This window comes from Pseudooceanicola sp. DL12 (assembly GCF_056270665.1).
Window position 1 is genome coordinate 1854358 of sequence record NZ_CM149884.1, and the last position, 25390, is coordinate 1879747.

The window sequence follows — 25390 nt, forward strand, 5'->3', positions numbered from 1 at the left end:
CGAGGTGCCGGGAAGGGTCAAATTCAAAACGTTAACGCATCGGGTGCCTCCGCGGAAAAGCGAAGGCCCGCCGCGGATAACCGCGACGGGCCCGGCAGGGGCATGCCCGAGGATCAGAACAGGTATGTGAACTTCAGTCCGACCGCCGTTGCGGTGTTGCCATCGAAGGTCGCCCGCGCGGTGTCTGCGGTCTCTGGGGTTGCATCCCCCAGCCAGACCTGGCTGACGCCGCCGGCCACCTCGAATTGCTCGTTGACCTTGTAGCTGAGCCCGAGGGCGATGCCGGTCTTGCCGTTGCTGGGCGCGAGGGGCGAGACCAACGGATCGGTCTCGGCCTCGTAGCTGACGGAAATGGAGCCGGAGAGCTTGTCATTGAAGCGGCGTCCGACACCCAGAGTGTAGGTCGTGGTGTCCTCGAGATCCACGAGCCCGGAGCCGGTGGCCGCGGTGAAGGCGACCGGATCGATCTGGAACTCGGAGTGCTTGACGTAGCGGATCGAGCCCATCAGCAGCGTGTCGGGCGCGATCCCGGTCTGGAACTCCAGGTTCCAGGACGGGGGCGTCTTGCTGGTGGTGGTGGATTCGCCTGCCGCGATGTTCTCGGTCGTCGGGAAATCGTGGGTAATCGCGGAGTTGTAGGTCAGCGCGACGCGCATGGCGATATCCGGGATCTCGTAGGCGGCGCCAATGACGTAGCCGGTTCCCGAGGCTTCTCCCAGGACCACGTTGTAACCGCTGATGGCACCATAACCGAGCCCGGCCAGGGTAACCTCGCCGCTGGCGCGCTGGAAGCGGACACCTGCAAAGGCGCTGACGTTCTCGTTGAACTGGTACTTGGCCAGGGCAGTCAGCGTGTCCGTCTCGGCCTTGGCCATGGTTCCACCGAGCATCGTCGATGCCGGGGATCCGGCATAGGTGATGTCCGCGCCCCAGGGCTTGTCGTAGATCAGCGCCACGGCGATCTGATCACTGAGGTCCATCTTCAACGCGAAGGACGGCAGGGAAAAGTCGCCGGCTACATTCGGAATGCTGTTGCCCAGCAAGTCCGTCCCGGTGACGCTGGGCATGACCGAACCGTAGCTGAGTTCAAGGCGATCTCCCTCGGCATAGAGGATCATCGCGGATTGGGTGGTGCGCTCGATACCGCCTGCATAGGCAGCCGACGCACCACATGTTGCGAGCACGAGGCCTGTTATAACCTTCATGTCCATCTCCTCCCTACAGATGTGACAATATATGAGGAAACAATCTAAGGGGGAGGCGGCCTCTTTGATCAATCCACCATTTTGCTTTACGTCGCGATAAGGCTACGTAAACCGCAATTTCCGCTGCGTCACTGTTGCGGGCAGGTCGCAAGACTTGCCGATTTCGCGGCACAGAGTTCCCGTCGGGAGGGGGTGTCAGAGTGGTGTCTCGAGCGAATCGCGGGCGTTCCCGGGCCGTGTTTCCGCCCAGATATTCAGGTAGTTTCCGGCAAAGATCACCGCGGCGCCGAGCAAGACCCAGATGTTCAGTGGCTCGCTCAGGAAGAGCGCGCCGATGATCGCGGCGAGGGGCAGGCGGGTGAAGTCGATCGGCACAACCACCGTCGCGGGCGCGAAGGATAGCGCCGTGGTGACGCAGAAATGCGCGAAGAGGCCGGCGCAGCCGATCAGTATCATCAGGGGCAGCGACTGGGCGCTGGGCAGGGATATGTCGAAATCCCACCCCGCGCAGACGGCGCCAAAGACAGTCTGCGTCGCGGTCATCCAGAAGACGATGCCAAGGGGCGTGATGTCGCGGGTCAGCCGCTTGGTAGTGACGGTGGTGATCGCGAAGAAGACGGCCGCGATGCCGGCCGCGATGACACCTGCGTTCAAGGTTTCCGCGCCGGGCCGCGTGACCATGAGGATGCCGGCAAAGCCCATCACCGCCGAGAGAACTCGCATGGAGGTGAGCCGTTCGCCCAACACGAGCGGCGAGAGGATGAGCACCCAGAGCGGCGAGGTGAATTCCAGAGCGAAGACCTGGGCCAGGGGGATCAGCGTAATGGCGAAGAACCAGAGGTTCTGCCCGGTGAAATGCGCCAGGTTGCGGACCATGTGAAGGCCGAACCGATCAAGGCTGATTTCGTTCCACTTGCCGCGCAGGGTGACGACGCAGAGCATGATGCAGACCCCGATGAGACTGCGGTATCCCATGATCTCGAAGGTATCGAGCTGGGCACTGAGTGCGCGGCCGGCAAGGGCCATTGCCAGGAAGGCGGTGATGGCACCGCTCATCCAAAACACGGCTCTGAAGATATCGGACCTGGAATTCACTCGGGGGACCTTTGCATCGTCAACAGCCCGTTTTGGTACGGTGCAGGCCGAGGTGCAACCCGGATCAGGCGAGGGCGAGGATCCGGGTGGCTGAATTCAGGTTGCGCAGTGTTGCGGGATGACCGAGTGCAGGTTCGATCCGGCCGGCAAGCTTGGAGCGCCCGATACCCTGCGGCGTGTGCAGGTAGAGGCAGTAATCTCCCCTGCAGACGACCTCGCCCTGGGTGCACAAGGCTGTCAGCCGTGAAGGGGCGTCCTCAGGGACCTCTTCCGAGAGAAACGCTATGTGCACATGCCTGGGATCAGCGTTGCCGAAGGGCTGAGCGCGGACGGTTTGCGCAAGGCGGTGCGGCATAAGGGCGATGACGCCAGGCCGGAAGCCGAAGCTGTCTTCGATCTGATCCGCGAACCAGGTCTCTACTTCCGGGGCGGATGTCGCATTGAGATCCAGGAGAATGTTGCCACTCTGGATATAGGTCGCGACGTTGCCGGCGCCTGCCATGCTCAGCATCTGTCTCAGATCCGCCATCGGAAGCTTGCCCGTGCCGCCGACATTCACCGCGCGCAGAAGCACGATCCAGCGCATGTCACATCAGCTCCGGCTGCGGGTTGATCTTCTTGGCGAGCCAGCCGACTGTCAGCCCCTGGACGAGGATCGAGAAGACGACGACACAATAGGTCGCGGCGAGGATCACGTTCTTGTACTCGCTCTCGGGCAGGCTGAGAGCCAGGGCGACGGAGATGCCACCCTTGAGGCCGCCCCAAGTCATGATCGGGATCGTGCCATTGCCGAAGTCACGCACCTGTCGCAGCATGGCAAAGGGCACAGCGACAGAGATCAGGCGCGCCAGGAGAGAGAGCACGATGGCGATCCCGGCAGCCGCAAAGATGCTCTGGTTGAAGTTCACGGCGAAGACCTCGAAGCCGATCAGAAGGAAGAGGATTGCGTTCAGGATCTCGTCGATGAGGTGCCAGAAATGTTCGACATAGGTGCGGGTGTTTTCGGTCATGCCGTGGCGGGCACCGATGTCGCCGATGAGCAGGCCTGCGCAAACCGCCATTATCGGCGCGGAAACGCCTAGAGTATCGGCGAGTTCATAGCCACCGAAGGCCAGGGCGAGGGTGATCAGGACCTCGAGCGAGGCATCGTCGATCCGGCGCATGACGCGAAAGACCAGGTAACCCAGGATCAGGCCAAGAGCAGCCCCGCCGCCGGCCTCTCGGACGAAGAGCATCGCAGCGCCGAGAAAGCCGCTGTTCTGATCTGCTTCTCCGGACATTTCGGGAAAGGCGATGCCGGCGATGATCAGGAAGAAGACATAACCGACACCGTCATTGAAAAGGCTCTCGCCGGCGATGCGGGTTTCGAGGGACCTGGAAAGGTGGGTCTCTTTCAGGACGCCCATGACGGCCACCGGGTCGGTCGGCGAGATCAGGGCGCCGAAGACGAGGGCGACTATGACCGGGATACCGGTGGCATAACTGAAACCGAAGCCAACGACGAAGGTCGAAATCGCAACGCCTATGGTGGCCATGAGCAAGACGACGCGCCATTGCGCGCGCAGGTCCGAGAGACTGACATGCAGGGCGCCCGCAAAGAGCATCAGTCCGAGCATCCCCTCGAGCAGGGCGTCGGAGAAATCGATGCTGGCGATGAAACCACCAACCTCGTCTGCCAGGTTAAGGGCGGGAAAGGCCATGTCGATCAGCAACATGGTGACGGAGGTAAAGAGCGCTACCAGAAGGATGCCGATCGAGGACGGCAGCTTGAGGAAGAAATAGTTGATGGTGCCGAAGGTCGCGGCAAGGACGATCAGCAGGGAGGTAATCTGGAAGAGACTCATGAAATCGCCCGGCGTGTGAAGAATGACCCTGAGTTACCACGCGTGGCTGCCGAGGACCACGGCGTGCGGTTCCCCGGCGGTTCGTGACGGTCATTCCTCGCGGAAGATGTCCACCTTGAGCGGCATGTGGTCGGAGGCAATGCGGGCCGGTTGCTGCATGTGTTGCTGCACGGGGCCGGCGCGCAGCTCCGGGCTGATGCCGAACCGGTCCAGGGGCGCGACCGGCCGCACGGAGGGATAGGACGGCGGAGAGGGCAGAAAGCGCACGTGCGTCAGTTCCGCGTCGAGATCGGCGCCGCTGCCCCATTCGTTGAAGTCGCCGGCGACCACCGTGGGGCGGGGCGACATACGCTCCATCGTGCGACGCAGCGTGGCACATTGCTGACGCCGCGAGCGGGCGATCAGCCCGAGATGAACGCCGATCACGCGCAGTGGCCCGATCGGTGTATCCAAGTCGGCGATGATGGCGCCCCGGGGCTCCAGCCCAGGCAGGTCGATGGCGTCGGTGTCCACGAGTTCGATCCCCTCGCGCACCAGCATCGCATTGCCGTGCCATCCGAGCGATCCGCCGGGCGCACCGAAGGGCAGGACCTTCCATTTCTCGGCTTTGATCATGTCATGGGGAAGGGCCGCTGGGCGCGGTGGCATGCGCTTGTCCGCCTCTTGCAGAACGCAAATCTGGGCTTCCGTGTCCTCGAGCACCTCGAGGATGCGGCGTGGATTGCGGCGCAGGTCAATGCCAACGCATTTTTGCAGGTTGTAGGTGGTGATGCGGATCGACGGTGAATTCATGGTTCGATGTGACACTCAAATTTGGGAAAATCCAACATGCTGAAAGAACAAACGATCGTGACACGTCTGATCTGGCTGTCGCTGCTGTTCTCCATCGTGGAAACCCTGATCCTCATGCGCTGGGCGCTGCTGGCCTATGTCGCGCGGGCCAGGCTCGTCCTTTCGATGGCTCCGATCTTGCTGGCACGCTGGATTCAAATCAGGGTTCCGCCGGGTTTTCTGGCTGCAATCGTGGCCTTTATATGGGGCACCCTGTTTCTGGGCGAGGCCTTCGACGTCTACAACCGATATTGGTGGCGGGCCAGAGTGATGCCTGCCGGTTCTGCCATCGGTTTTGGCATGATCGACCTTGTGTTGGTCTTCATGATGTTCCAGGGCGATCGCAATGCTGCACCCTTTGGGTGCTCTTCGACTTCGCAATTGACCAGGTTTTTGGCATGAAGATGCAAGAGTCCCGCCTGTTCGACACGATGCCGGACAACATCGTCGATCGGTTGGGTGCGTTTCCCGGCGCCTCGGTCGGGCTTGCCTATGCGAACCGCTATGGGGCGGGCGGACGTGCCGGGGTGATAGCGGAGTTCGTCAAACTGACCCCGAGTCGCTTCAAGCGGCTGAAGCAGGGCGAGAAATGAACAGGCTCAGGTTCCGCAGAAGGTTGCGGTGATTTCTTCCTCAGGGCGCGGAGGGGCGGCATAGGCCTTGTCGGCCTCGGCCAGTGTGAAGGGGGTCGCCAGGACGCGGTGCAGCTCCTCGAAGGGGTACAGATCGTCATTTGCCGCAGCGGCCAGCGCTCTTTCCACCTGGTGGTTGCGCGGAATGACGGCTGGATTTGTGTCCTGCATCAGCGCCTCCGGTGCATCCTCGTGCGCGATGCGCGCCTTCCAGCGCACCACCCAGTCGCGCACGGGGGCCGGATCGGTGAACTGTGCCGTAGCGTCCTCTGGATGGCCCGTGGAAAGGGCCCGGAAGGTATTCGTGAAATCCGCACCCTGGTTCGTCATCAGGGTCAGCAACTCGTCGATCAGCGGCCGATCGGCCTCGGTCGGGGCGGCCATGCCCAGCTTGGCGCCGAAGTGGCGCAGCCATGCAGCGTCTATCAGCCCCGGCATGGCATGCACGGCCTGAGTGTAGACATCCAGGTGGGCTTCGGGATCCTTCTCGAGGAGCAGGACGGCCGAGGCCAGCTGGGCCATGTTCCAGGGCAACACGTGGCGTTGATTGTCGTAGGCATAGCGGCCCTGCCGGTCGATGGAGGAATAGACCGTCTGCGGATGGTAGGCGTCCATGAAGGCGCAGGGGCCATAGTCGATGGTCTCGCCTGAAATGGTAGTGTTGTCGGTATTCATCACGCCGTGGATGAACCCGAGGGACAGCCAATGCGCGACGAGATCGGCCTGGCGCGCGATCACCTGTTGGAGGAAGTCGAGCGGCGAGGAGGCCCGCGGGTAGTGTCGGTCGGTGGCATAGTCAAGCAATTGCCGCAGGCGGGTTTCGTCACGACGCCCGGCAAAGAACTCGAAGGTGCCCACGCGCAAGTGGGAAGAAGCCACACGGGTCAGCACGGCGCCCGGAAGCGGCGTTTCGCGATAGACGTCATCGCCCGTTGCAACGGCCGCCAGCGACCGCGTCGTGGGCACCTGGAATGCGTGCATGGCCTCGGAAAGGAGGTATTCGCGCAGGACCGGCCCGATGGCTGCAAGGCCATCGCCGCCGCGGGAAAAGGGCGTCCGACCAGATCCCTTGAGCTGGATGTCGCGTCGGATCCCGTTGTTGTCGACGACCTCTCCGATCAGCAGTGCGCGACCGTCGCCGAGCTGGGGGGAAAAGCCGCCGAACTGATGGCCAGCATAGGCCTGTGCCAGCGGATCGGCACCCGCGGGCAGGGTGTTTCCGGAAAAGGCCTGGGCCAGCGTCATCTCGTCTTCGGTGCCGGTGATCCCGAGATCCCCGGCCAGTGCACGATTGAAGGCAAGCAGGCGGGGGGCCGAGGCCTGGCGTGGTGCCATGCGTGCAAAGAAGCCCTGTGGAAGGGATGCGAAACTGTTGTCGAAGGGGATATCGAGAGCCATGCTCCAGAAGGTAGTCGCCCTGCCTGCCGATTGCCAGAGGGTCAGAAGCGACGCGACATCAGCATGCGGCCGCCGTGAGCGCGGAACCCGGCCAGGTGGTAGAGGCGGCGGGTCTTTTCGTCGTCGGCCGGCACCTCGATCGTCAGCTGGCTCAGTCCGGCCTGCGACAGGGCGCGGGGCAGCGAGCCGAGGACCTCCGTGCCGATGCCGCGACGCCGCACCCCGGGTCGCACCCATATTTCGTCGATCATGCCGACAAGACCACCCGCCATGAGCGACCAGCCGAAGGAAAGGCTGGCATAGCCGATAGGCGCGCGGGACATGCCCAGCAGGTAGATCGCACCGTGCGGCGCCCCCTCCAACAGGGGAGAGAGCGCCAGTTGCAAGGTTTCGGCATCGGTCGATCCGCGCTCGAGCTCCTCGTGGCAGGCCGTGACCATCGGCAACAGGCGCTCCAGGTCATCGGCCTTTGCGAGATGCAGGGCAGTGGTCATAGCCGGCCCAGACGTTCCACCAGCAGGGCAAAGAACCCGTCTGCATCGACGGAGCCCATGAACATTGCGTTCGGCGCGCGGTCGGTCACACGCCACCAGTCGGCGACGGTCATGCCCATCGTCAGTTCCGAGGCGGTCTCGATCTCGACGTTGATGTGACGGCCCTCGAAGAGCTCGGGCTTGATCAGGTAGGCGGTGACGGTCGGGTCATGAAGTGGCCCGCCTTCGGAGCCGTATTTCTCGACGTCGAAACGTTCAAAGAATTCCAGCATCTCGGCGGTTGCGATGCCCACGCGGGTTCCCAGGTCGCGGAACGCTGCGACGCGCGGTGCTGTGACGAGCACCTTGTGCGTTACATCCAGCGACATGACAGTCAGCGGAACGCCGGATTTGAACACGATCTCGGCGGCTTCCGGATCGACCCAGATATTGAATTCCGCGGCGGGCGTGATGTTGCCCACCTCGAAGTAGGCGCCGCCCATGATCACGACTTCCTGGACCTTCTCGACGACGTCGGGGGCCTTGGTGAAGACGGTGCCGATGTCGGTGAGCGGGCCGAGGGTGCAGAGCGTGACAGTGCCGGCCGGTTCGCGGCGCAGGGTCTCGATGATGAAGTCGACTCCGTGCTGTTCCCGCAGCGGCATCTCGGGATCGGGCAGCACCGGGCCGTCGAGGCCGGTGGCGCCGTGAACATGTTCGGCGGTCTTCAGGGGGCGCTTCATCGGTTTGTCGCAGCCGGCGAAGGCGGGAATATCGGTGCGTCCGGCCAGCTCGAGGGTCATGCGCACGTTCTTCTGTGTCAGAGCGAGTGGCACGTTGCCGGCCACGGCGACGACCCCAAGAACCTCGATTTCATCGGGGCTGCCCAGGGCCAGCATGATGGCCACGGCATCGTCCTGTCCGGGGTCCGTGTCGATGATGATTTTGCGCGGCGCCATATCTTGTCCTTTTGGAAAAATTTTGCCGCGACCTTGGCGCGCGCCCAATGCGATGTCCATGGTAGGCTGCGGTGGCAGGCGGGAAAACCGCCTGCAGTGCCTTCAGGCTGAGCGGGAAACGGCCATGGCCTTGGAGGGACAGGGCATTTTGATGCCTGTTGTCCCTGCAATCAGCGCATGTCAGCCGTCGAAATCGACCTCTTCCATAAGGCGCAATGCATCGGGACGCAGGCGGGCCAGGTCGATCAGGTTGACGTCATCGGGGGTGAATTCCCCCCAGCTCGCGACCAGTTCCGCCGGCTCGACACCCGGCACGATCGGATATTCATAGTTCGCCTCAGCATAGATCTGCTGTGCCTCGGGCGAAACGAGAAATTCCATGAATTTCAGCGCGTTCTCCTTGTTCGGAGCGGCCTTGGTCATCGCGATGCCAGAGATGTTCACATGCGCGCCGCCGTCTTCGAAGTTCGGGAAGACGGGCCGGACGCTCTCGGCCCATTCGCGCTGCTCCGGGTCGGCCAGCATCTCGCCCAGGTAATAGGTGTTGCCGATGGCAATGTCGCATTCACCGGCCCAAATCGCGCGTACCTGTGCCCGGTCGTTACCCTGTGGCTTGCGCGCCAGGTTGCCCTTGAGCGCAGAGAGCCATTCCTTCGTGGCATCCTCGCCATGGTGATAGAGGTAGGCGGCCGTGAGCGCGATGTTGTAGGCATGCATGCCGGAACGGGTGCAGATGCGTCCCTCCCATTTCGGATTGGCAAGATCCTCGTAGGTGGTCACCTCACCTTCGGCGACGCGATCCTTGCTGGCATAGACGATACGGGCGCGGGAGGTCAGGCCCCACCAGTGACCTTCGGGATCGCGGAAGGCGGCCGGGATCTTCTCTTCGAGGTAGGCATCGTGGATCGGCTGCGTGACACCGGCATCCACGATGGCCGCCAGGCGCGCGATATCGACCGTCAGCACGAGGTCGGCCGGAGTACGCATGCCCTCGGCCTTGAGGCGTTCGACCATGCCCTGGTCGAGAAAGGCCACGTTTACGTTGATACCGGTCTTTTCGGTGAAGGCATCCACCAGAGGTTCCAGCAACTCGGGCTGACGATAGGAATAGAGGTTTACATCCTCGGCCAGGGCCGGCGCGGCGAAAAGTGCCGCTGCGGCGGTCGCGAGGGCAAAACGGGGGGCAGACATGAAACTCCTCCTGTCACAGAACCGATTTGCCGCGGTTAAACCTTGCGGCGAGCTGCCGGTCAATCCGGCAGGCTACTCCGCGGCCCGCTCGGAGGCCTTTGCGGCGTCCCAGAGGGCATCCATCTCCTCGAGTGAACTGTCCTGCGGGGCCTTGCCCCGTGCGCCCAGCGCATCTTCTATAGCGTTGAAACGGCGCGTGAATTTGGCATTTGTACCGCGCAATGCGACCTCCGGATCAACACCCATGTGCCGCGCCAGGTTGGCCATGACAAAGAGCAGGTCGCCAAACTCGTCCTCGACCTCGGCCTGTGTCATCTGATCCCGGGCCTCGACCAGCTCGGCCGCTTCCTCCGTGATCTTGTCGAGGACCATGCCGATCTCGGGCCAATCAAAGCCCACACGCGCCGCACGCTTCTGCAGCTTGACTGCGCGCATCAGGGCCGGCAGCCCCATGGCCACGCCATCAAGCACGCGTGTCTCCTGCTTGGCAGCTCGTTCCGCGGCCTTGATGCGTTCCCAGTCGACGGTCTGTTGTGCCGCGCTCTTGTCTCGGCTCTCGTCGCCGAAGATGTGGGGGTGCCGGAACACCATCTTGTCCGAGACGGCCTTTGCAACGTCTTCAAAGCTGAAATGTCCTGCTTCGTCAGCCATTTGAGCGTGAAAGACCACCTGCAGCAGAAGGTCACCCAACTCGCTCTTCAGCTCTTCCATCTCGCCGCGCTCGATTGCATCGGCGACCTCGTAGGCTTCCTCGATCGTGTAGGGAGCGATCGAGGCGAAATCCTGTTCTATGTCCCAGGGGCAGCCGGTTTCGGGATCCCGCAGGCGGCGCATGATGGCGCGCAGGCGGTCGATCTGCGGCAGGTTGTGATCGTGGGGAATGTCGGACATGGGGGCCTCGGGTCTGCTTCGCCGGCAGACTAGCGCAGTGGCGGCGCAGTGACCATGCCAAGACCTCGCGTCGCCGGGGTTCGCCGGCGCTTGCACCCGGAATGCGGAAAGGCCAGTCTCTCCCGGACAATTTACCGGAGCGCCCAGATGCCCGTCATCAATCGAATCGCCGGTCTTGCCCCCGAAATGGAGGGCTGGCGAAAACACATCCACATGAACCCGGAGCTGGGGTTCGACTGTCATGAAACCGCAGCCTTCGTGGCCGAGCGACTGCGTGAATTCGGCGTCGATGCCGTGCACGAGGGGATCGCGAAAACCGGCATCGTGGCGATCATCAACGGCAAGGCCGAAGGCCCCACCATCGGTCTGCGGGCCGATATGGACGCGCTGCCCATGGACGAGGAAACCGGTGCGGAATACGCCTCCAAGGTGGCCGGAAAGATGCATGCCTGCGGTCACGATGGCCATACCTCCATGTTGCTCGGGGCGGCCAAGTACCTTGCAGAGACACGGAATTTCGCAGGCCGCGTCGCGCTGATCTTCCAGCCGGCCGAAGAGGACGGTGGCGGCGGCGGGCGGATGGTCGAGGCCGGCATCATGGACCGTTTCGACATCGCCGAGGTCTACGCGCTGCACAATGCGCCGGGGCTGACCGAGGGCGCCTTCATGACGACGCCGGGCCCGCTCATGGCGGCGGTGGACACGATCCATATCCACATCAAGGGCGTGGGCGGGCATGCAGCCAACCCGCACGAGACCCGCGATCCGATCCCGGCCGTGCTGGGCATCGTGGGCGCGATCCAGACGATCCTGTCGCGCAATCACAACCCGCTGGAGGACCTGGTGGTCTCGATCACCCAGATCCATACCGGCAGCGCAGAGAACGTCATCCCGGAGACCGCCTATATCAACGGCACGGTTCGCACCTATGATCCCCGGGTGCAGGACATGGTCGAGCGTCGCCTGAACGAGATCGTCAAGGGGCAGGCAGCGGCCTATGGTGTTGAAGCCAAACTGATTTACGAGCGCTGGTACCCTGCGACTGTCAACAACGCCGAGAAGGCGGCCTTTGCCGCCGACATCGCCCGGGACCTGGTTGGCGACAAGATGGTGCTCTGGGATCAGGGCCGCGAGATGGGGGCGGAGGATTTCTCCTTCATGCTGAATGCGCGGCCAGGGGCCTTCCTGTTCCTGGGCCAGGGCGATACCGCCGCGGTGCACCAGACGACCTATGATTTCAACGATCGCATCGCGCCCATCGGCGCCAGCTTCTTTGCCCGGCTGATCGAGACGGCGCTGCCGCTCGGTGATGACAGCAGACTTTCCGAGGAGGCGTGACGGATGGCGCTTGAAGATGCAAAGACGCAGGTAGATCAGGCGTTTACGCGGGATAGCTCGCGCGGCCTGAGTTTCGAGAATGCCTTTGGTGGGGCGCCCAGCTTCCTGCGGCGCAAGTACACCAAGGACCTCTCGGGCTATGACCTTGCGGTGACGGGCGTGCCGTTTGACCAGGCGGTGACCAACCGCACGGGCACGCGGCTGGGGCCGCGGGCAATCCGCGAGGCCTCGACCCTGCAACCCTATGATCCGCCCTATGGCTGGGGGTTCGATCCGCTGGGTGAATTCGCCATCGCGGACTATGGCGACCTGGCCTTCGACTACGCCAAGGTCAGCGAGTTTCCGGACACGCTCACGGCCCATGTCCGGGGCATCCTGGACCAGGGCGCAGGCAGCATCGCCTTGGGAGGCGATCATTATATTTCTTTCCCGATTCTAAAGGCTTACGCAGAGAAGTTCGGGCCGATGTCGCTGGTGCATTTCGATGCCCATTCCGACACCTGGCAGGACGACGACATGTCCCGGATCGACCACGGCACGATGTTCTACAAGGCCATCAAGCTGGGCTTGATCGACCCGGCCACCAGCGTGCAGATCGGCATCCGCACGGTCAATGACGACAGCTGGGGAATGAACATCATAGACGCCCCGGAAGTGCATGAAATCGGGGCAAAAAAGACCGCCGAGAAGGTGCGCGAGATTGTCGGTGACAGGCCGGTCTACCTGACCTTCGACATCGATTGCCTGGACCCTGCCTTTGCGCCCGGCACCGGCACCCCGGTCTGGGGCGGCCTGTCGAGCGCCCAGGCCGCGGCGATCCTGCGGGGCCTTGCGGGGATCAACATGCAAGGGGGTGATATCGTTGAGGTTTCTCCGCCCTTCGACACCACCGGGGCAACGGCGATCGCCGGCGCCCATGTGGCGATGGAGCTGATCTGCCTCTGGTGCTGGAACCGTCGGAAATAGGGCCGCGGAACCACCCCGAAATGCACGTCGGTATTCCGAAAGTGGAATATTTTTAAGCCGCTGAAAAGGCCGGATTCCAACGTCGGTATTACGTCGGTATCGCGTCGGTATTGCGTCGGTGCCGTTTTGCGGGATTTCGCGGCGCGCAGGCGCGTCGCGAAGCCTCCGGCGGGGATAGTCGAGACAAGAAAATGGGAGTGCCAGGTGCTCTCATTTTCTTGTCGGAAATACCCCCGGAGGCTCCCGAAGGGAGACGCGGGCAGAGCCCCCACCTTTTCGCTGGCGGTCTCAGGCGAAGAGGCGCATCCGGATCGGCAGAAGGGCGGCACCCAGCACGGAGGGATCCGTCTCGATGGCGCTGGCCAGGATCGCCGGCGCCGGGATCGGGCGGCCGATGCGGTCGGGCGCGCGGGGATCGACCGCGGCGACCAGGCGCTGGCGCAGGTCGAGAGGGGCTTCGCCGCCGAAGACGATGGCCGATGGGTCGATGATGCCGGTGAGGGCACGCACCATCTGGTTCAGCGCCGGTGTGACGCAGGCCAGCCAGCGGTCGAGCGTGGGCCAGGCGGGGTCGTAGCGGGCGCGAAGCGCGCCGACGCTGGCGATGTCCAGCCCGTCCTCCTGAAGCATCGCGAGCAGCAACCCGAGCGTGGGACGGCGCGGAAATTCCGCCTCGGCGTAGATCGAGGAGACCTCGGCCGCGTTCAGGTGATGCCCGCGCCAGGGCGTGCCGTCGATCACCACGCCGCCGCCGAAGCCCAGGTTGAATGACAGGTAGGCAAAGCTGTCGTGCTCGCGCCCGGCACCGGCCCAGAGCTCGGCCACGGCGCCAAGGTTGGCGTTGTTCTCGGCCATGGCGGGCAGCGCACGATGCCGTTCGGCCGTGATCAGCCCTGAGAAGAGCCGGCCGATGTCGAGATTGGTCCAGCGGTCGAGCGGCTCGGGCGTGATGAAGGCGGTGCCACGCGCCTGGCGAAAGCCCTGGACGGAAATGCCGAGCCCGGCAATGCGGGCGCGGGGCAGATCGAGCGCGGCTATCTGACCGGCAAAGGCGCGGCGGGCTTCGGCGCAGACCGCATCGGGATCATTGGGCGGGGCGGCGAGGGTGGCATGGGAGAGGATTTCTCCGGTCAGGTTGGTCACCGCGATGCGCACCGCGTCGGTGTCGAGGGCCAGGCCGAGGCCGTAGGCGCCAGACGGGCAGAGCGCGAGGCGCGGGCTGGGCTTGCCGCGGCCGGCGATGCGGGGCGCCTCGGCCTGAAGCAGCCCCCGCGCCAGCAGGTCCTCGGCCAGGCGGTGCACGCTCTGCTGCGAGAGATAGGTGGGCCCGGGCAGGCCGGAGCGGGCCACCGGCCCGATGCGCCGCACCGCATCGAGCAGTCGGGCACCGCTGGCCCCGATGGCAAAGAGGCCGTCGCTGTCTGCCGCCTGAGGAAAGGTCATGTGGCCTGCATTCTCCCGTCGTCGTGGTTGCGCGGAGCATAGCCCGCGGCAGGGGGCGCGTCTCGGACCTTTCCACCCTGTCACAAGAATTTCACTCAAGGTGGGTAATAAAGGCGCGACTCGGGCAGGAGGCCCGGCGGAAGAGGTGCCCCATGAACGGATTGACGGCAGAGACCCTGTCCATGCGCTTTGGCGATTTCACCGCCGTGAAGGAGGTCAGTTTCGAGGTGAAGCAGGGCGAGTTCATCACCCTGCTGGGGCCCTCGGGCTGTGGCAAGACGACCCTGCTGAAGATGATCTCGGGCTTCCTGGTGCCCAGCGGCGGGCGGATCCTGCTCGGCGGGGCCGATATCACCCGGGTGCCGCCGGAGAAGCGCGACACGGCGCTCTGCTTTCAGTCCTATGCGCTGTTTCCGCACCTGAGCGTGCGCGGCAACCTGGAATTCGGGTTGCGCCAGAAGGGCCTGCCGGCGGCGGAGCGCGAGGCGCGGGTGGCGCAGGCGGCCGAGACGCTGGACCTGGGCGCGCAGATGGACAAGCTGCCGAACCAGCTCTCGGGCGGGCAGCAGCAACGGGTGTCGCTGGGCCGGGCGCTGGTGATGCGGCCGGGGGTGATCCTGTTCGACGAGCCGCTTTCGAACCTGGATGCCCGGCTGCGCGACCAGGTGCGGATCGAGATCCGGCGAATCCAGCAGGACCACGGGCTGACGGCGATCTACGTGACCCATGACCAGAGCGAGGCGCTGGCCATGTCGGACCGGATCTTTGTCATGAACGCGGGACAGGTGGAGCAGGCGGCGAGCCCCGAGGAGCTCTATGACCGGCCCCGCACGCCCTTCGTGGCGGATTTCATCGGGGACGCGAACATCCTGACGGGGCGGGTGGTGGAACCCGCCGGTGCGGGGCTGTGGCGGGTGGAAACCGGGCTGGGCACGCTGCTGGCCGGCGCGGGGACGGCGCCTGTCGGGCGCGAGGTGAGCCTCTGCTGGCGGCCCGAGACGGTGCGCATGGGCGGCGCGGCCGAGGGGATGCTGAACCGGTTCAGTGGCGTGGTGCGGCATCGCGCCTTCCAGGGGGCCTTTACCGACCTGCTGGCCGAGACGGCGGGCATCACCTATCGGTTGCAGCCCGGGCGCAGCGCGGCGCGGGTGGGCGACAGGCTCGATCTGGCGGTGGCGCCGGAGGACCTGATCCTGCTGGAGGGGCGGGCATGAGCGCCGTGCGGCGAAGCTGGCGCGACCGTCTGGTGCTTCTGGCGCTGCTGACGCCGGGGCTTGGGCTGATCCTGGGGCTGATCGGCACGGTGGTCTTCATGGCCGTGGCGCAGAGCATGGGGTTCTACAACCTGCGCGGCGAGAGCCATTTTGACCTGGAATTCTGGTCCGACATGCTGGGGCGCAAGGCCTTTGCGCGCAGCCTGCGCTATTCGCTGACGATCGGGCTGGTGAGCGCGGTGATCTCCGTGGCACTGGCCTATCCGCTGGCCATGTGGCTGAGAAAGCCGTTTCGCGGCTCGATGACGGTGGGGGCGATCCTGAAGGCGCCGCTGCTGGTGCACGGGCTGGTGGCGGCCTTTCTCTTCGTGAACCTGATCGCCTACCACGGGCTGCTGAACCAGGTGATGCAATGGCTTGGCCTCTGGGACGGGCCGCGGCGGCTGCAGAACGACAGCCACGGGATCGCGGTGGTGATCCTGCAGGTGTGGAAGCAGATGCCCTTTGCGCTGCTGCTGCTGACGGGCGCGGTGCAGGGGATCGGCGATGACATCCTCGACGCGGCGCGCGACCTGGGCGCGGGCAGCTGGGCGCGGTTCCGGCGGGTGATCGCGCCGCTCTCGGTGAGCGCGATGCAGGCGGCGCTGATCATCATCTTCATCGGGGCGCTGTCGGATTATTCCTTCCAGGTGATCGCGGGGCCAACCAACAAGCAGTCGCTGAGCCAGCTGATGCTGTTCTTCAAGGACCGGGGCGACTGGAACTCGGCCGCGGTGATCGGGGTGGCGCAGATGGTGGCGGCGCTCGGTGGGGCGGCCCTGTTGGCGCTCGGCAGCCGCTGGATCCTGCGGGGGCGGCTGAAATGACGATGAAACGCCTGAACACCGCGCTGATGGTGCTGCTGCTGGGGGTGTGCATCCTGTGGCTGGTGCTGCCCTTCGGGATGGCGGTCCTCTGGTCGCTGGTGGACCCGTCGCAGCCCTGGACCGCGGACAGCCTGCTGCCGCCGGAGATGTCCTTCGCGCGCTGGACCGACATGTGGCAGCATTCCTCGCTGAAGCGCGCTCTGCTGACCTCCTACGGGCTGGCGCCGATGGCGGCGATCCTGTCGCTCTGCCTGGCGATGCCCACGGCCTATGCGCTTGGCCGGATCGAGTTCGCGGGGCGGGAGGTGGCCAAGATCCTCTGCCTGCTGCCGCTGGTGGTGCCGGGTTTCGTGGTGGCGCTCTTCTTTACCTCTCTGCTCTTCCAGCTCGGGCTGGCAAGCTGGCGGGTGACGGGGATCGTCTTTGCCCATGCGGTGCTGGCGCTGCCCTATGCGATCCGCATCCTGACGGTGAGTTTCGAGCAGGTGCGCGATGACCATATCGAGGCCGCGCGGGACCTGGGCGCCAGCCCCTGGGCGCGTTTCCAGGCGGCCTATCTGCCGGCGCTGAAGCCGGGGATAAGCGCCACGCTGCTGATCGTCTTCATCCAGTCGATCGAGGAATTCGCCATCGCCTTCATTGTCGGCAGCCCCGACGTGGTGACCATCCCGACGCTGCTCTTCTCGGCGCTGGGGCAGGATTACGTCCGGCCCAATGCCGCGGTGCTGTCGCTGATCCTGGTCGTTCCGAACGTGATCCTGATGCTGATCCTGGAACGGCTGATGAAATCCGCCAACCCCACGCTCTCTTCCGGCAAGGGGTAGGTGGCAAAAGCAAGAAACCGACGTGAATACAGTTCATTACATTGCAAAGCTGATGGAGATTTCCATGCTGAAGACCATCCTTTCCACCGTTGCGGCCATCGCCGTGACCGCCGGTGCCGCGAGCGCCCAGACCGGAGCCACCGCAAGTGACCTGAGCGGCATGAGCTGGGACGAGATCGTCGCCCAGGCCAAGCAGGAAGGCCAGATGACCTGGTATGTCTGGTACTATCAGGACGACTTTAGAAATGCTGTGGAAGCATTTGAAAAGAAATACGGAATCGACGTGACGATCCCCGAGGGGACGGCCGCCGGCAATTCCGACAAGATGCTGGCCGAACGCAACCGCGAGATCGGTGACATCGATGCCTTCTCCTGGGGCTGGGGCGAGTTCCAGACCCTCGACCAGCCGGCCACCTTTGCCGCACTGGGCGACATCCTGCCCGAGGACGACGGCCGCAAGACCGACATCGGCGGCGTCGATTTCAACGGCTACGTGCTGCCCTACTGGGGCAACCAGACCGGCGTCGCCTATGATCCGGCCAAGATCAGCGGTGACGACCTGCCGCAGACCCCCGAGGAGTTTGCCGCCTTCTGGAAGGCCAACCCCGGCAAGTTCGGCTTCAACTACGAGAACGGCGGCTCGGGCCCGGCCTTCTACCAGGCGATGCTGCGCAATGAAGCCGACGTGGATTTCAACGACGGTGAAGTGACCGACGCCAAGCTGGAGGCGCTGAAGCCCGGGTTCGACCTCTTCAACGAGGACGCTCAGGACTATGTGATCACGGCCTCGAACGCCGACAACATCATCCGCATCAGCGATGGCGAGCTGTGGATGGCGCCGGCCTGGGAAGATCACCTGGCCAGCCTGCAGAAGAGCAACGAGGTGCGCGACGACATCAAGCTCTACATCCCCGAGATGGGCATGCAGGGTGGCGGCAACGGCGTGGCGATCCCGCTGAACGCCCCGCATCCGGCGGCTGCGGCCGTGTTCGTCAACTGGCTGACCTCGCCGGAGACCCAGACGATGTTCAACAAGACCTTCGGCACCGCGCCGATGAACGCCAATTCCGACGACAGCGCGGCGCTGCTGCCCAACAGCCAGCGCGCCTTCAGCGTGCCGGCCACGGCACAGCCCTTTGGCGACGCGGTGAAGGAAGCCTTTGTCGACAACGTGATCCTGGAGCGCTGAGGCGCCCTCCATGACACTGCCCGGGCCGCGCGAAGCCCGGGCCACCATCCCTGCGCCCCGTCCGATACGGTCGTCCGAAGCGGTTCGTCCGATACGGTCGTCCGATACGGCGGGGCGCTTGCCACAAGGACCAAGCCGATGTGCCCCCGCCGTTTTCACCCCGAACCCACCGAAGCGCCCGCCGACTACTGGATGCGGCTGCTGATGGAAGAGAGCTTTGACACGCCGCTGCCGCGCGGGATTTCTGCGCCCGGCGAGGGCGGCAAGTTCACGCCCGAAGGCGCGGTGCAGCCTTTCCCGGGCAATACCTTCCTCTGCCATATCGACCGCACCTCGGATGCCCATGCGGCACTGAGGGAGATGCAGGTCGAGCTGAAGGCGCTGCCTTCGGCGCAATATTACACCTTTCTGCCGGCTGACAGTTTTCACATGACGGTATTCTCCGGCGTGTCGGGGGACCCGCTGGGCGAGGACGGCTGGCCCGAGGGCGCGCCCGAGGGCACGCCTCTGGAGGCCTTCAACGCGCAGTTCGGGCAGGGCCTCGAGGGGCTGACGGGGCCCGCGCGCATGGGGATCCGGGCCGAGGGGCTGCGCGGCGGCTACGTGGTGAACGTGGAGCCGCGCGACCGCGAGAGCTTTGACGCGGTCTGGGGGCTGCGCGACCGGCTGGCGGAGATGACGGGGCTGCACCGCGCCGATCACGACAGCTATCAGTTCCACATCACGCTGGCCTATCGCGCCCGCTGGCAGCCGCGGGAGGTTGCGGCGCAGTCGGTGGCGCGGTTCCGCGAGGTCTTTGCCCGCCATGCGCCGGCGCTGCAGCAGATCGAGCTGGGCCCGGTGGAATTCTGCACCTTTGACGACATGTATCACTTCGAGACACAGGCGCGCATCGGCTGAGACGCGGGCCGGAGGGGGGCGTGACATGCGCGCCCTCTTGACCAGATGCCCGGGATGGGGGACAGCATCGCCCCATGATCTCCGAAGACAAGCTGGCCCGCATCACGGGGCGATACGAATTTCTGGAAGCCAAGATGGCGGAGGGCGGCGGCGATTTCGCCGCTCTGGCCCGCGAATATGCCGAGCTGAAGCCGGTGGTGGAGGCCGTGCGCGCCTACCAGGCGCTGCAGGGCGAGCTGCGGGAGGCGGAAGAGATGCTCGCCGATCCCGAGATGAAGGCGCTGGCCGAGGAAGAGCTGCCGGGGCTGCGCGCGCGCCTGCCGGAGATGGAGCACGAGGTGCAGCTGGCGCTGCTGCCGCGCGATGCCGCCGACGGGCGCCCGGCGATGATCGAGATCCGCCCCGGCACCGGCGGAGACGAGGCGGCGCTGTTCGCAGGTGACCTGCTGCGGATGTACCAGCGCTATGCCGAGGGGCGGGGCTGGAAGTTCGAGATTGTCGAGCAGCAGCTGACCGAGCTTGGCGGGATCAAGGAGGTGACGGCCGCGGTGAAGGGCGAGGGCGTCTTTGCGCGGCTGAAGTTCGAGAGCGGCGTGCACCGGGTGCAACGGGTGCCTACCACGGAAAGCGGCGGGCGGATCCATACCTCGGCCGCGACGGTGGCGGTGCTGCCGGAGGCGGAAGAAGTGGATATCCGCATCGATCCCAATGACTTGCGTATCGATACCATGCGGGCCTCGGGGGCCGGTGGCCAGCACGTGAACACGACGGATTCGGCGGTGCGGATCACCCACCTGCCGACCGGGATCGTGGTGACGAGCTCGGAGAAATCGCAGCACCAGAACCGCGCCATCGCCATGCAGGTGCTGCGCAACCGGCTGTTCGACATGGAGCGGCAGAAGGCTGATGACGCCCGTGCCGCGGATCGCAAGAGCCAGGTGGGCAGCGGCGATCGCAGCGAGCGGATCCGGACGTACAATTTCCCGCAAGGCCGGATGACCGATCACCGCATCAACCTGACGCTCTACAAGCTGGACCAGGTGATGCAGGGCGACCTGGACGAGGTGATCGACGCGCTGATCGCGGATCACCAGGCGCAGCTGCTCTCCGAGGCAGAGGGATGACCGCCACCGCCGAGGTGCTGCGGCAGGCGGCGGTGACGCTGCGGGAGGCAGGGGTGGACGGTCCGCTGCGCGATGCCCGGCGGCTGCTGGCACATCTGCTGGGGATCGAGGTGGCGCGACTGGTGGTGGAGATGCCATCGTCGCTCGACGCGGAACAGGAGGCCGGTTTCCGGGCGCTGGCGGCGCGGCGGGCGGCGCGCGAACCGCTGTCGCATATCACCGGCGAGCGGCTCTTTTACGGGCGGTCCTTCCGGGTGACGGCGGATGTGCTCGACCCGCGGCCCGAAACCGAGAGCCTTGTGATCGAAGCACTGTCGAAGCCTTTCGAACGGGTGCTGGACCTGGGGGCGGGATCGGGCTGTATCCTGCTGACCTTGCTGGCGGACGTGCCCGAGGCGACGGGCGTTGCAGCGGATCTCTCCGCGGCCGCGCTGAGGGTTGCGCAGGAGAATGCCGCGCGCCTGGGCGTGGCGGAGCGGGCGGCTTTCCTGCACTCGGACTGGTACGCCGCGGTGGAGGGCACCTTTGACCTGATCGTGTCGAACCCGCCCTATATCACCGAGGACGAGATGGTGGCCCTGTCCCCGGAGGTGCTGCACGAGCCGCGCATGGCGCTGACGCCGGGGGGCGACGGATTGTCGCCCTATGGCACGATCGCGGCGGGGGCGGAGCGGTTCCTGCGCCCCGGCGGGCGGCTGATCGTCGAGATCGGATACCGGCAGGGCCCCGCCGTGGCCGATATTTTCCGGGGGGCGGGCCTTGAAGAGGTCATCGTGCATCCCGATCTTGATGGCAGGGACAGGGTGGTCAGTGCCAGACGGGCGTGAAGATCGATTATTCGGTGCAATCTGCTTAAAACTGTCACTTCCCCCTTGTCATTCACGCTCCGGCATGTTTAGTCGGAGCTATCCGGGACGCGGATGCTCTATGTCAAGCGCTCCCCCCGGATACCAAGCCAGACAGACGCCGCTGATCCCGCTTACGGTGCAATGAGGCACCGCAGAGGGGCGGAGCGGCAGCTTACGATAACAAGGCTGGACAGCTGACCTTATGAGATCTTCGAAATCACGTTCGCGGAACAAGTCCCGCAGCCGGTCCGTCGGCAATATCGTCAACCGCGTCTTCGATTCGTCGGGACCGGAGGGCAAGGTACGGGGCACGCCGCAGCAGATCATCGACAAGTACAATCAGCTTGCCCGTGATGCCCAGCTTGCCGGCGACCGTGTTGCCACGGAGAACTTTCAGCAGCACGCGGAACACTATCTGCGGATGCTGGGAGAAGCACAGCGCGAGCAGGACAACCGCCGCGAACAGCAGGAACAGGAAAACCGCCAGCGTCAGGCCGACCGGGATCGGGACCGCGAGCGCTCTCAGCAGCGCCAGGACCGTGACGGCGGCAATGGCAACGGCAACGGTGGCCAGAATGCCCAGCAGGGCGGCCAGAACGGCAACGGCAACGGCAACGGCAACGGGAATGGCGGCAATGGCGGCCAGCACAAGGCCGACAACGGCCAGGATGCGCCCGCGGAAAGCCCCGCAGAGGCCCCCGGCGACAGCGCCCAGGCCCAGACCGAGGACAAGCCCAAGCGCAGCAGTCGCGCGCGCAAGAAACCGGCCGACGCCGGCGAGGGTGGTCCCGAGGCCAGCGGCGACGGCGAGGCCGCCAAGCCCCGCCGCAGGAAGCCCGCACAATCCAGCGACGACGTGATCGACACTTCCTCGGAGGAAGACGGCGAATCGATGCTGGTGGAGACCCCGGAAAACAAGGACAAGCCCGCGCCGCGCAAGCGGGCGCCGCGCAAGAAGGCCGCAGCCCCCGCAGAGGGTGAGCCCAAGCCCGAGGCCGGCGGCAGCGATGCCTCGCAGACCGCCGCCGAGTAACCGGCAGCAGGCTGAAACGATTGAAAAGGGCGGTCCGTGGGGCCGCCTTTTTTGTTGCGCGCTTGCTCCCGGGCCGCAGTGCGCCCTGTAATGAGGGGGGGCGCTTTCCGGCGCCGCCGGGCCGGCAGAGGGGGGAACGGAGCGCGCCTGCCGGGGAGGGCGAAAATGGAGGGATATCGCCGGGATTCGGGCGCGTCCCCGTGTCACGTTGGCAAATGCCACGTCTATTGATATGTTTGACATACGAGTATCGGGACAGACCGAGATACCGGGACATGGGACAGCCACGTATCCACATTACCGGCGCAGCCGGGACCGGGGTGACGACCCTGGGACAGGCGTTGTCGGCGCAGCTGGGCATTGCCCGGCTCGATACCGACGCCTTCTATTGGCAGCCCACCGATCCCCCCTTTACCTGCAAGCGGGCCATTCCCGAGAGGCGGCGCATGATCCGTGCGGCGCAGGACGCGGCGTTCGCGCAGGGCTGGGTGCTGGCCGGGTCGCTGATGGGCTGGGGTGACGCGCTGGTCGAGGAGGCGGACCTGATCGTGTTTCTGACGGCAGACTGGCCGGTGCGGCAGGCGCGGCTGGAGACCCGCGAGGCGGCGCGCTATGGCGACCGGATCGCGCCGAGCGGCGACATGCACAACATCCACCGCGAATTCATGCACTGGGCCTCGCAGTACGATCAGCCCTTCTTTCTGGGCCGGAGCCGCACGGCCCACGAGGCCTGGCTGGACGAGCAGGCCCAGCCGGTGCTGAGGCTGGATGGCGCGGCGCCCCGCGAGGGCCTTCTGGCGCAGGTGCTTGCGGCGCTGGAGGCGTTGCCGCGGGCGCTGGCAGGTTAGGGCGCTGGCAGGTCAGGACGCCGCAACGTTGCGCGCGAGGGCGCAGAACTGCTCCAGGCCCACGGTCTCGGCCCGGTCGGTGGGCTGAATGCCCGAGGCCAGCAGGCGATCCTCGAGATCCGGCACCAGGCCCTTGAGCGCCGCACGCAGCATCTTGCGACGCTGGTTGAAGGCGCGGGCCACGACGTTTTCCAGGATTTTCGGATCGGCCGGATAGCGCGGTTCCGGCAGGGCGGTCAGGTGGACCACCGCGGAGGAAACCTTTGGCGGAGGTGTAAAGGCCTCTGGCGGAAGGGAAATCGCGATACGAGCCTCGGCCCGCCAGGAGGCGAGGAGCGCCAGGCGGCCATAGGCCTTGGAGCCCGGGGTGGCGACGATGCGCTCGGCCACCTCGCGCTGGAACATCAGCGTCAGGCTCTGCCAGAAGGGCGGCCATTCCGGCGGGGTCAGCCAGCGCACGAGGAGCTCGGTGCCGACGTTGTAGGGCAGGTTGGCGGCAATGCGGATCGGCGGCGTCAGATGCGCCAGCGGGTCGATCTCGAGCGCGTCGCCCTCGATCACCTCGAGGCGGCCCGGATAATGGGCGGCGATCTCGGAGAGCGCGGGCAGGCAACGGTGGTCCTTTTCGATGGCGAGCACGTGGCGCGCGCCCTCGGCCAGCAGCCCGCGGGTGAGGCCGCCGGGCCCGGGGCCGATCTCGAGCACGTCGCAGGCGCTGAGGTCACCGGCCTGCCGGGCGATCTTGGCCGTCAGGTTGAGATCGAGCAGGAAGTTCTGGCCCAGCGACTTGCGCGCCGTGAGCCCGTGCGAGTTGATGACCTCTCGCAGGGGCGGGAGGCCGTCGATGGCGGCCATTTACTCTACGATCCGCGCTTCGGAGCGCAGCTGCGCCAGGTAGCCCTCGGCAAAGGAAGCGAGGCGGTTGGTCTGCAGCTGGTTCACGACCTGGGCGCGGTCGACCTCCTGGCCGGAGGGCATCGCGGGGGTGCGGCTGCAGAGCATCAGCAGGGCCAGCGTTTGCCCGTTGTTGCGGGTGAGCGCGGTCGAGAACTGGTTCGGGTTGAGCTTGGCCAGCTCAAGCGCGATGTCCTGCGGGATCTGCGAAGGCGGCAGGCTCTTGCGTTCGAGCACCTGTTCCGGCTGGCCCTTGGCGACGCCGTAGAGGTCGTTGCAGGTGTCGGTGTAGTCCTCGATGTGCTTGGCGGTTGCCATGGCCTCGGGGGAGTGACCGCCGTCGATGTAGTAGATGGCGTAGTCGATGTCGGAATAGCTGGCCTTGGGCACGCCGGTCTCGCGGACGCCGCGCATCTGGAAGAGCGCATAGGCGCCGCTGACCTGCAGCGGTTCGGTGACCTGGCCCGGGGACAGGCCGGCGATCACCGGCTGCAGCTGCGGCGGCAGGTTCGACAGGTCCATCCATTCCAGCTGGCCGCCGTTGGAGGCGGTGCCGGCGGCGGAATATTGCCGTGCCGCAGCCGAGAAGGCATCGATCGTGTCGATCTGCGAGATCTGCATCGCGAGCGCCTCGGCCGCGGCCGGGTTCTGCTGGTTCGGAATGAAGATCTCGGAGAGCAGCACCGAGATGCCGCCCGGGCGCGACTGCTGGGCGATGGCCCGGTCGACGTCATCCTCGGAGACCTCGACCTTGGAGCCGAACATGCCCCGTACCAGGGTGCGCCAGATCACGCCGTTGGCGATGAATTCGCGGAAGCTCTCCTCGGAGACGCCGGCCTGGCCGAGCGCCGCGATGAATTCCTCCGGGCTAAGGTCGCCGCGGGAGGCGAATTCGGCCACGCCAGCATCAATCTGCTCGGGCGTGGCGGTAACGCCGAAGCGCTTGGCGGCAGAGCTCTTGAGGCGCTCGTCGATGAGCTGTTCGCGGGCGAGCTTGGCAGGATCCTCGGGGGCGTTGAGCATTTGCAGCAGCAGCGTGCGCTGGTCCAGCTCGTACTGGGTGATGACCTGGTCGTTGACGCGGATCGCCGGGCCGAAGCTCTGGGCAGAGACCATGGCGGGCTGCAGCGTGGCGCCCGCGAGCAGGACAGCGGTGAAGAGGGCCGCGGCGCTGCGACGGAGCAGGGCGCCGGGGCGCCGGCTGCTGCGCTGGACTGCGCTCGGGCGGATATGCGTGCGTTTGATCGCTGTCATGGTTCTTGTCTGCCTGTCTTCGCTCTGCCGGTCTGCGCTCTGCCTGTTCGCGCAGCGGCTGTCCTTACTTGCCCGTGCCGGGGCTGCCCGAGGGGCGGGCCGGTCACGTCTGGTCCTGTCTTTGCCGGGC

Annotated in this window: 26 protein-coding genes; 13 read left to right on the forward strand and 13 right to left on the reverse strand. The window is 65.4% G+C overall.

Going from position 1 to position 25390, the window contains the following annotated elements:
• Window positions 1-113: 113 nt before the first annotated feature.
• From AC0WR5_RS08680 to AC0WR5_RS08700, 5 genes are all read right to left on the reverse strand, one after another.
• Complete coding sequence (locus AC0WR5_RS08680; protein WP_475868247.1) at window positions 114-1205, reverse strand: OmpP1/FadL family transporter; 1092 nt, start codon at window positions 1203-1205, stop codon at window positions 114-116.
• Between the two features lie 195 nt (window positions 1206-1400).
• A complete protein-coding gene (locus tag AC0WR5_RS08685; RefSeq protein WP_475868249.1) occupies window positions 1401-2261 on the reverse strand; it encodes a DMT family transporter in 861 nt (286 codons plus the stop codon).
• A gap of 103 nt (window positions 2262-2364) precedes the next feature.
• On the reverse strand, window positions 2365-2886 hold the full coding sequence (locus AC0WR5_RS08690; RefSeq protein WP_475868251.1) for a DUF1697 domain-containing protein: 522 nt from the start codon (window positions 2884-2886) through the stop codon (window positions 2365-2367).
• Window position 2887: 1 nt separating this feature from the next.
• Window positions 2888-4144, reverse strand: coding sequence for a cation:proton antiporter (locus AC0WR5_RS08695; protein ID WP_475868253.1), 1257 nt, complete (start codon window positions 4142-4144; stop codon window positions 2888-2890).
• Between the two features lie 90 nt (window positions 4145-4234).
• Complete coding sequence (locus tag AC0WR5_RS08700) at window positions 4235-4936, reverse strand: endonuclease/exonuclease/phosphatase family protein (RefSeq protein ID WP_475868255.1); 702 nt, start codon at window positions 4934-4936, stop codon at window positions 4235-4237.
• Between the two features lie 36 nt (window positions 4937-4972).
• On the opposite strand from AC0WR5_RS08700, the gene AC0WR5_RS08705 reads away from it, so the two are divergent.
• The gene (locus tag AC0WR5_RS08705) at window positions 4973-5377 is read left to right on the forward strand and encodes a hypothetical protein (RefSeq protein ID WP_475868256.1); all 405 of its coding nucleotides are present in this window, start codon (window positions 4973-4975) and stop codon (window positions 5375-5377) included.
• Window positions 5374-5568, forward strand: coding sequence for a hypothetical protein (locus tag AC0WR5_RS08710; RefSeq protein WP_475868258.1), 195 nt, complete (start codon window positions 5374-5376; stop codon window positions 5566-5568). The genes AC0WR5_RS08705 and AC0WR5_RS08710 overlap by 4 nt, the downstream gene beginning before the upstream one ends.
• 6 nt (window positions 5569-5574) lie before the next feature.
• Here AC0WR5_RS08710 and AC0WR5_RS08715 read toward each other — a convergent pair whose 3' ends face one another.
• The 5 genes from AC0WR5_RS08715 to mazG form a co-directional block, all read right to left on the reverse strand.
• Window positions 5575-7005 carry a protein adenylyltransferase SelO gene (locus AC0WR5_RS08715; RefSeq protein WP_475868259.1) on the reverse strand — a complete coding sequence of 477 codons (1431 nt, stop codon included), beginning with the start codon at window positions 7003-7005 and terminating at the stop codon, window positions 5575-5577.
• Window positions 7006-7046: 41 nt separating this feature from the next.
• Entirely contained in the window at window positions 7047-7499 is a 453-nt protein-coding gene (locus AC0WR5_RS08720; protein ID WP_475868261.1) for a GNAT family N-acetyltransferase, read from the reverse strand.
• Window positions 7496-8437, reverse strand: a complete 942-nt coding sequence (locus tag AC0WR5_RS08725; RefSeq protein ID WP_475868263.1) for a nucleoside hydrolase — start codon at window positions 8435-8437, stop codon at window positions 7496-7498. The genes AC0WR5_RS08720 and AC0WR5_RS08725 overlap by 4 nt, the downstream gene beginning before the upstream one ends.
• Before the next feature lie 180 nt (window positions 8438-8617).
• Window positions 8618-9628 (reverse strand): Fe(3+) ABC transporter substrate-binding protein, encoded by a 1011-nt coding sequence (locus AC0WR5_RS08730; RefSeq protein WP_475868265.1) that lies wholly within the window; start codon window positions 9626-9628, stop codon window positions 8618-8620.
• 72 nt (window positions 9629-9700) lie between these two features.
• The gene (gene mazG, locus AC0WR5_RS08735) at window positions 9701-10519 is read right to left on the reverse strand and encodes a nucleoside triphosphate pyrophosphohydrolase (protein WP_475868267.1); all 819 of its coding nucleotides are present in this window, start codon (window positions 10517-10519) and stop codon (window positions 9701-9703) included.
• A 147-nt stretch (window positions 10520-10666) separates the two neighbouring features.
• Here mazG and AC0WR5_RS08740 point away from each other — a divergent pair, with 147 nt between their 5' ends.
• Both AC0WR5_RS08740 and speB read left to right on the forward strand, forming a co-directional pair.
• Complete coding sequence (locus AC0WR5_RS08740; RefSeq protein ID WP_475868269.1) at window positions 10667-11857, forward strand: M20 aminoacylase family protein; 1191 nt, start codon at window positions 10667-10669, stop codon at window positions 11855-11857.
• Window positions 11858-11860: 3 nt separating this feature from the next.
• The gene (speB, locus tag AC0WR5_RS08745) at window positions 11861-12823 is read left to right on the forward strand and encodes an agmatinase (protein ID WP_475868270.1); all 963 of its coding nucleotides are present in this window, start codon (window positions 11861-11863) and stop codon (window positions 12821-12823) included.
• 288 nt (window positions 12824-13111) lie between these two features.
• Here speB and AC0WR5_RS08750 read toward each other — a convergent pair whose 3' ends face one another.
• A complete protein-coding gene (locus AC0WR5_RS08750; RefSeq protein ID WP_475868272.1) occupies window positions 13112-14266 on the reverse strand; it encodes an ROK family protein in 1155 nt (384 codons plus the stop codon).
• A gap of 152 nt (window positions 14267-14418) precedes the next feature.
• Between AC0WR5_RS08750 and AC0WR5_RS08755 the strand changes: the two genes are divergently transcribed.
• From AC0WR5_RS08755 to AC0WR5_RS08795, 9 genes are all read left to right on the forward strand, one after another.
• Window positions 14419-15480, forward strand: a complete 1062-nt coding sequence (locus AC0WR5_RS08755) for an ABC transporter ATP-binding protein (protein WP_475868274.1) — start codon at window positions 14419-14421, stop codon at window positions 15478-15480.
• Window positions 15477-16346: an ABC transporter permease gene (locus tag AC0WR5_RS08760; protein ID WP_475868276.1), complete on the forward strand. Its 870-nt coding sequence runs from the start codon at window positions 15477-15479 to the stop codon at window positions 16344-16346. Before AC0WR5_RS08755 ends, AC0WR5_RS08760 begins: the two co-directional genes overlap by 4 nt.
• Window positions 16343-17170 carry an ABC transporter permease gene (locus AC0WR5_RS08765; protein ID WP_475868278.1) on the forward strand — a complete coding sequence of 276 codons (828 nt, stop codon included), beginning with the start codon at window positions 16343-16345 and terminating at the stop codon, window positions 17168-17170. The genes AC0WR5_RS08760 and AC0WR5_RS08765 overlap by 4 nt, the downstream gene beginning before the upstream one ends.
• A 22-nt stretch (window positions 17171-17192) precedes the next feature.
• Window positions 17193-18359: an extracellular solute-binding protein gene (locus tag AC0WR5_RS08770; protein WP_475868280.1), complete on the forward strand. Its 1167-nt coding sequence runs from the start codon at window positions 17193-17195 to the stop codon at window positions 18357-18359.
• 138 nt (window positions 18360-18497) lie between these two features.
• Window positions 18498-19259: a DUF1868 domain-containing protein gene (locus AC0WR5_RS08775; protein WP_475868281.1), complete on the forward strand. Its 762-nt coding sequence runs from the start codon at window positions 18498-18500 to the stop codon at window positions 19257-19259.
• A 74-nt stretch (window positions 19260-19333) separates the two neighbouring features.
• Window positions 19334-20383: a peptide chain release factor 1 gene (gene prfA, locus AC0WR5_RS08780; RefSeq protein ID WP_475868283.1), complete on the forward strand. Its 1050-nt coding sequence runs from the start codon at window positions 19334-19336 to the stop codon at window positions 20381-20383.
• Window positions 20380-21210 (forward strand): peptide chain release factor N(5)-glutamine methyltransferase, encoded by an 831-nt coding sequence (gene prmC, locus AC0WR5_RS08785; RefSeq protein WP_475868285.1) that lies wholly within the window; start codon window positions 20380-20382, stop codon window positions 21208-21210. Before prfA ends, prmC begins: the two co-directional genes overlap by 4 nt.
• A gap of 223 nt (window positions 21211-21433) precedes the next feature.
• Window positions 21434-22264, forward strand: a complete 831-nt coding sequence (locus tag AC0WR5_RS08790; RefSeq protein WP_475868287.1) for a DUF4167 domain-containing protein — start codon at window positions 21434-21436, stop codon at window positions 22262-22264.
• A 275-nt stretch (window positions 22265-22539) separates the two neighbouring features.
• A complete protein-coding gene (locus AC0WR5_RS08795; RefSeq protein ID WP_475868289.1) occupies window positions 22540-23112 on the forward strand; it encodes a P-loop NTPase family protein in 573 nt (190 codons plus the stop codon).
• Window positions 23113-23124: 12 nt separating this feature from the next.
• Here AC0WR5_RS08795 and rsmA read toward each other — a convergent pair whose 3' ends face one another.
• A complete protein-coding gene (gene rsmA, locus AC0WR5_RS08800) occupies window positions 23125-23967 on the reverse strand; it encodes a 16S rRNA (adenine(1518)-N(6)/adenine(1519)-N(6))-dimethyltransferase RsmA (RefSeq protein WP_475868291.1) in 843 nt (280 codons plus the stop codon).
• Entirely contained in the window at window positions 23968-25260 is a 1293-nt protein-coding gene (locus tag AC0WR5_RS08805; RefSeq protein WP_475868293.1) for a peptidylprolyl isomerase, read from the reverse strand.
• Window positions 25261-25390: the final 130 nt, after the last annotated feature.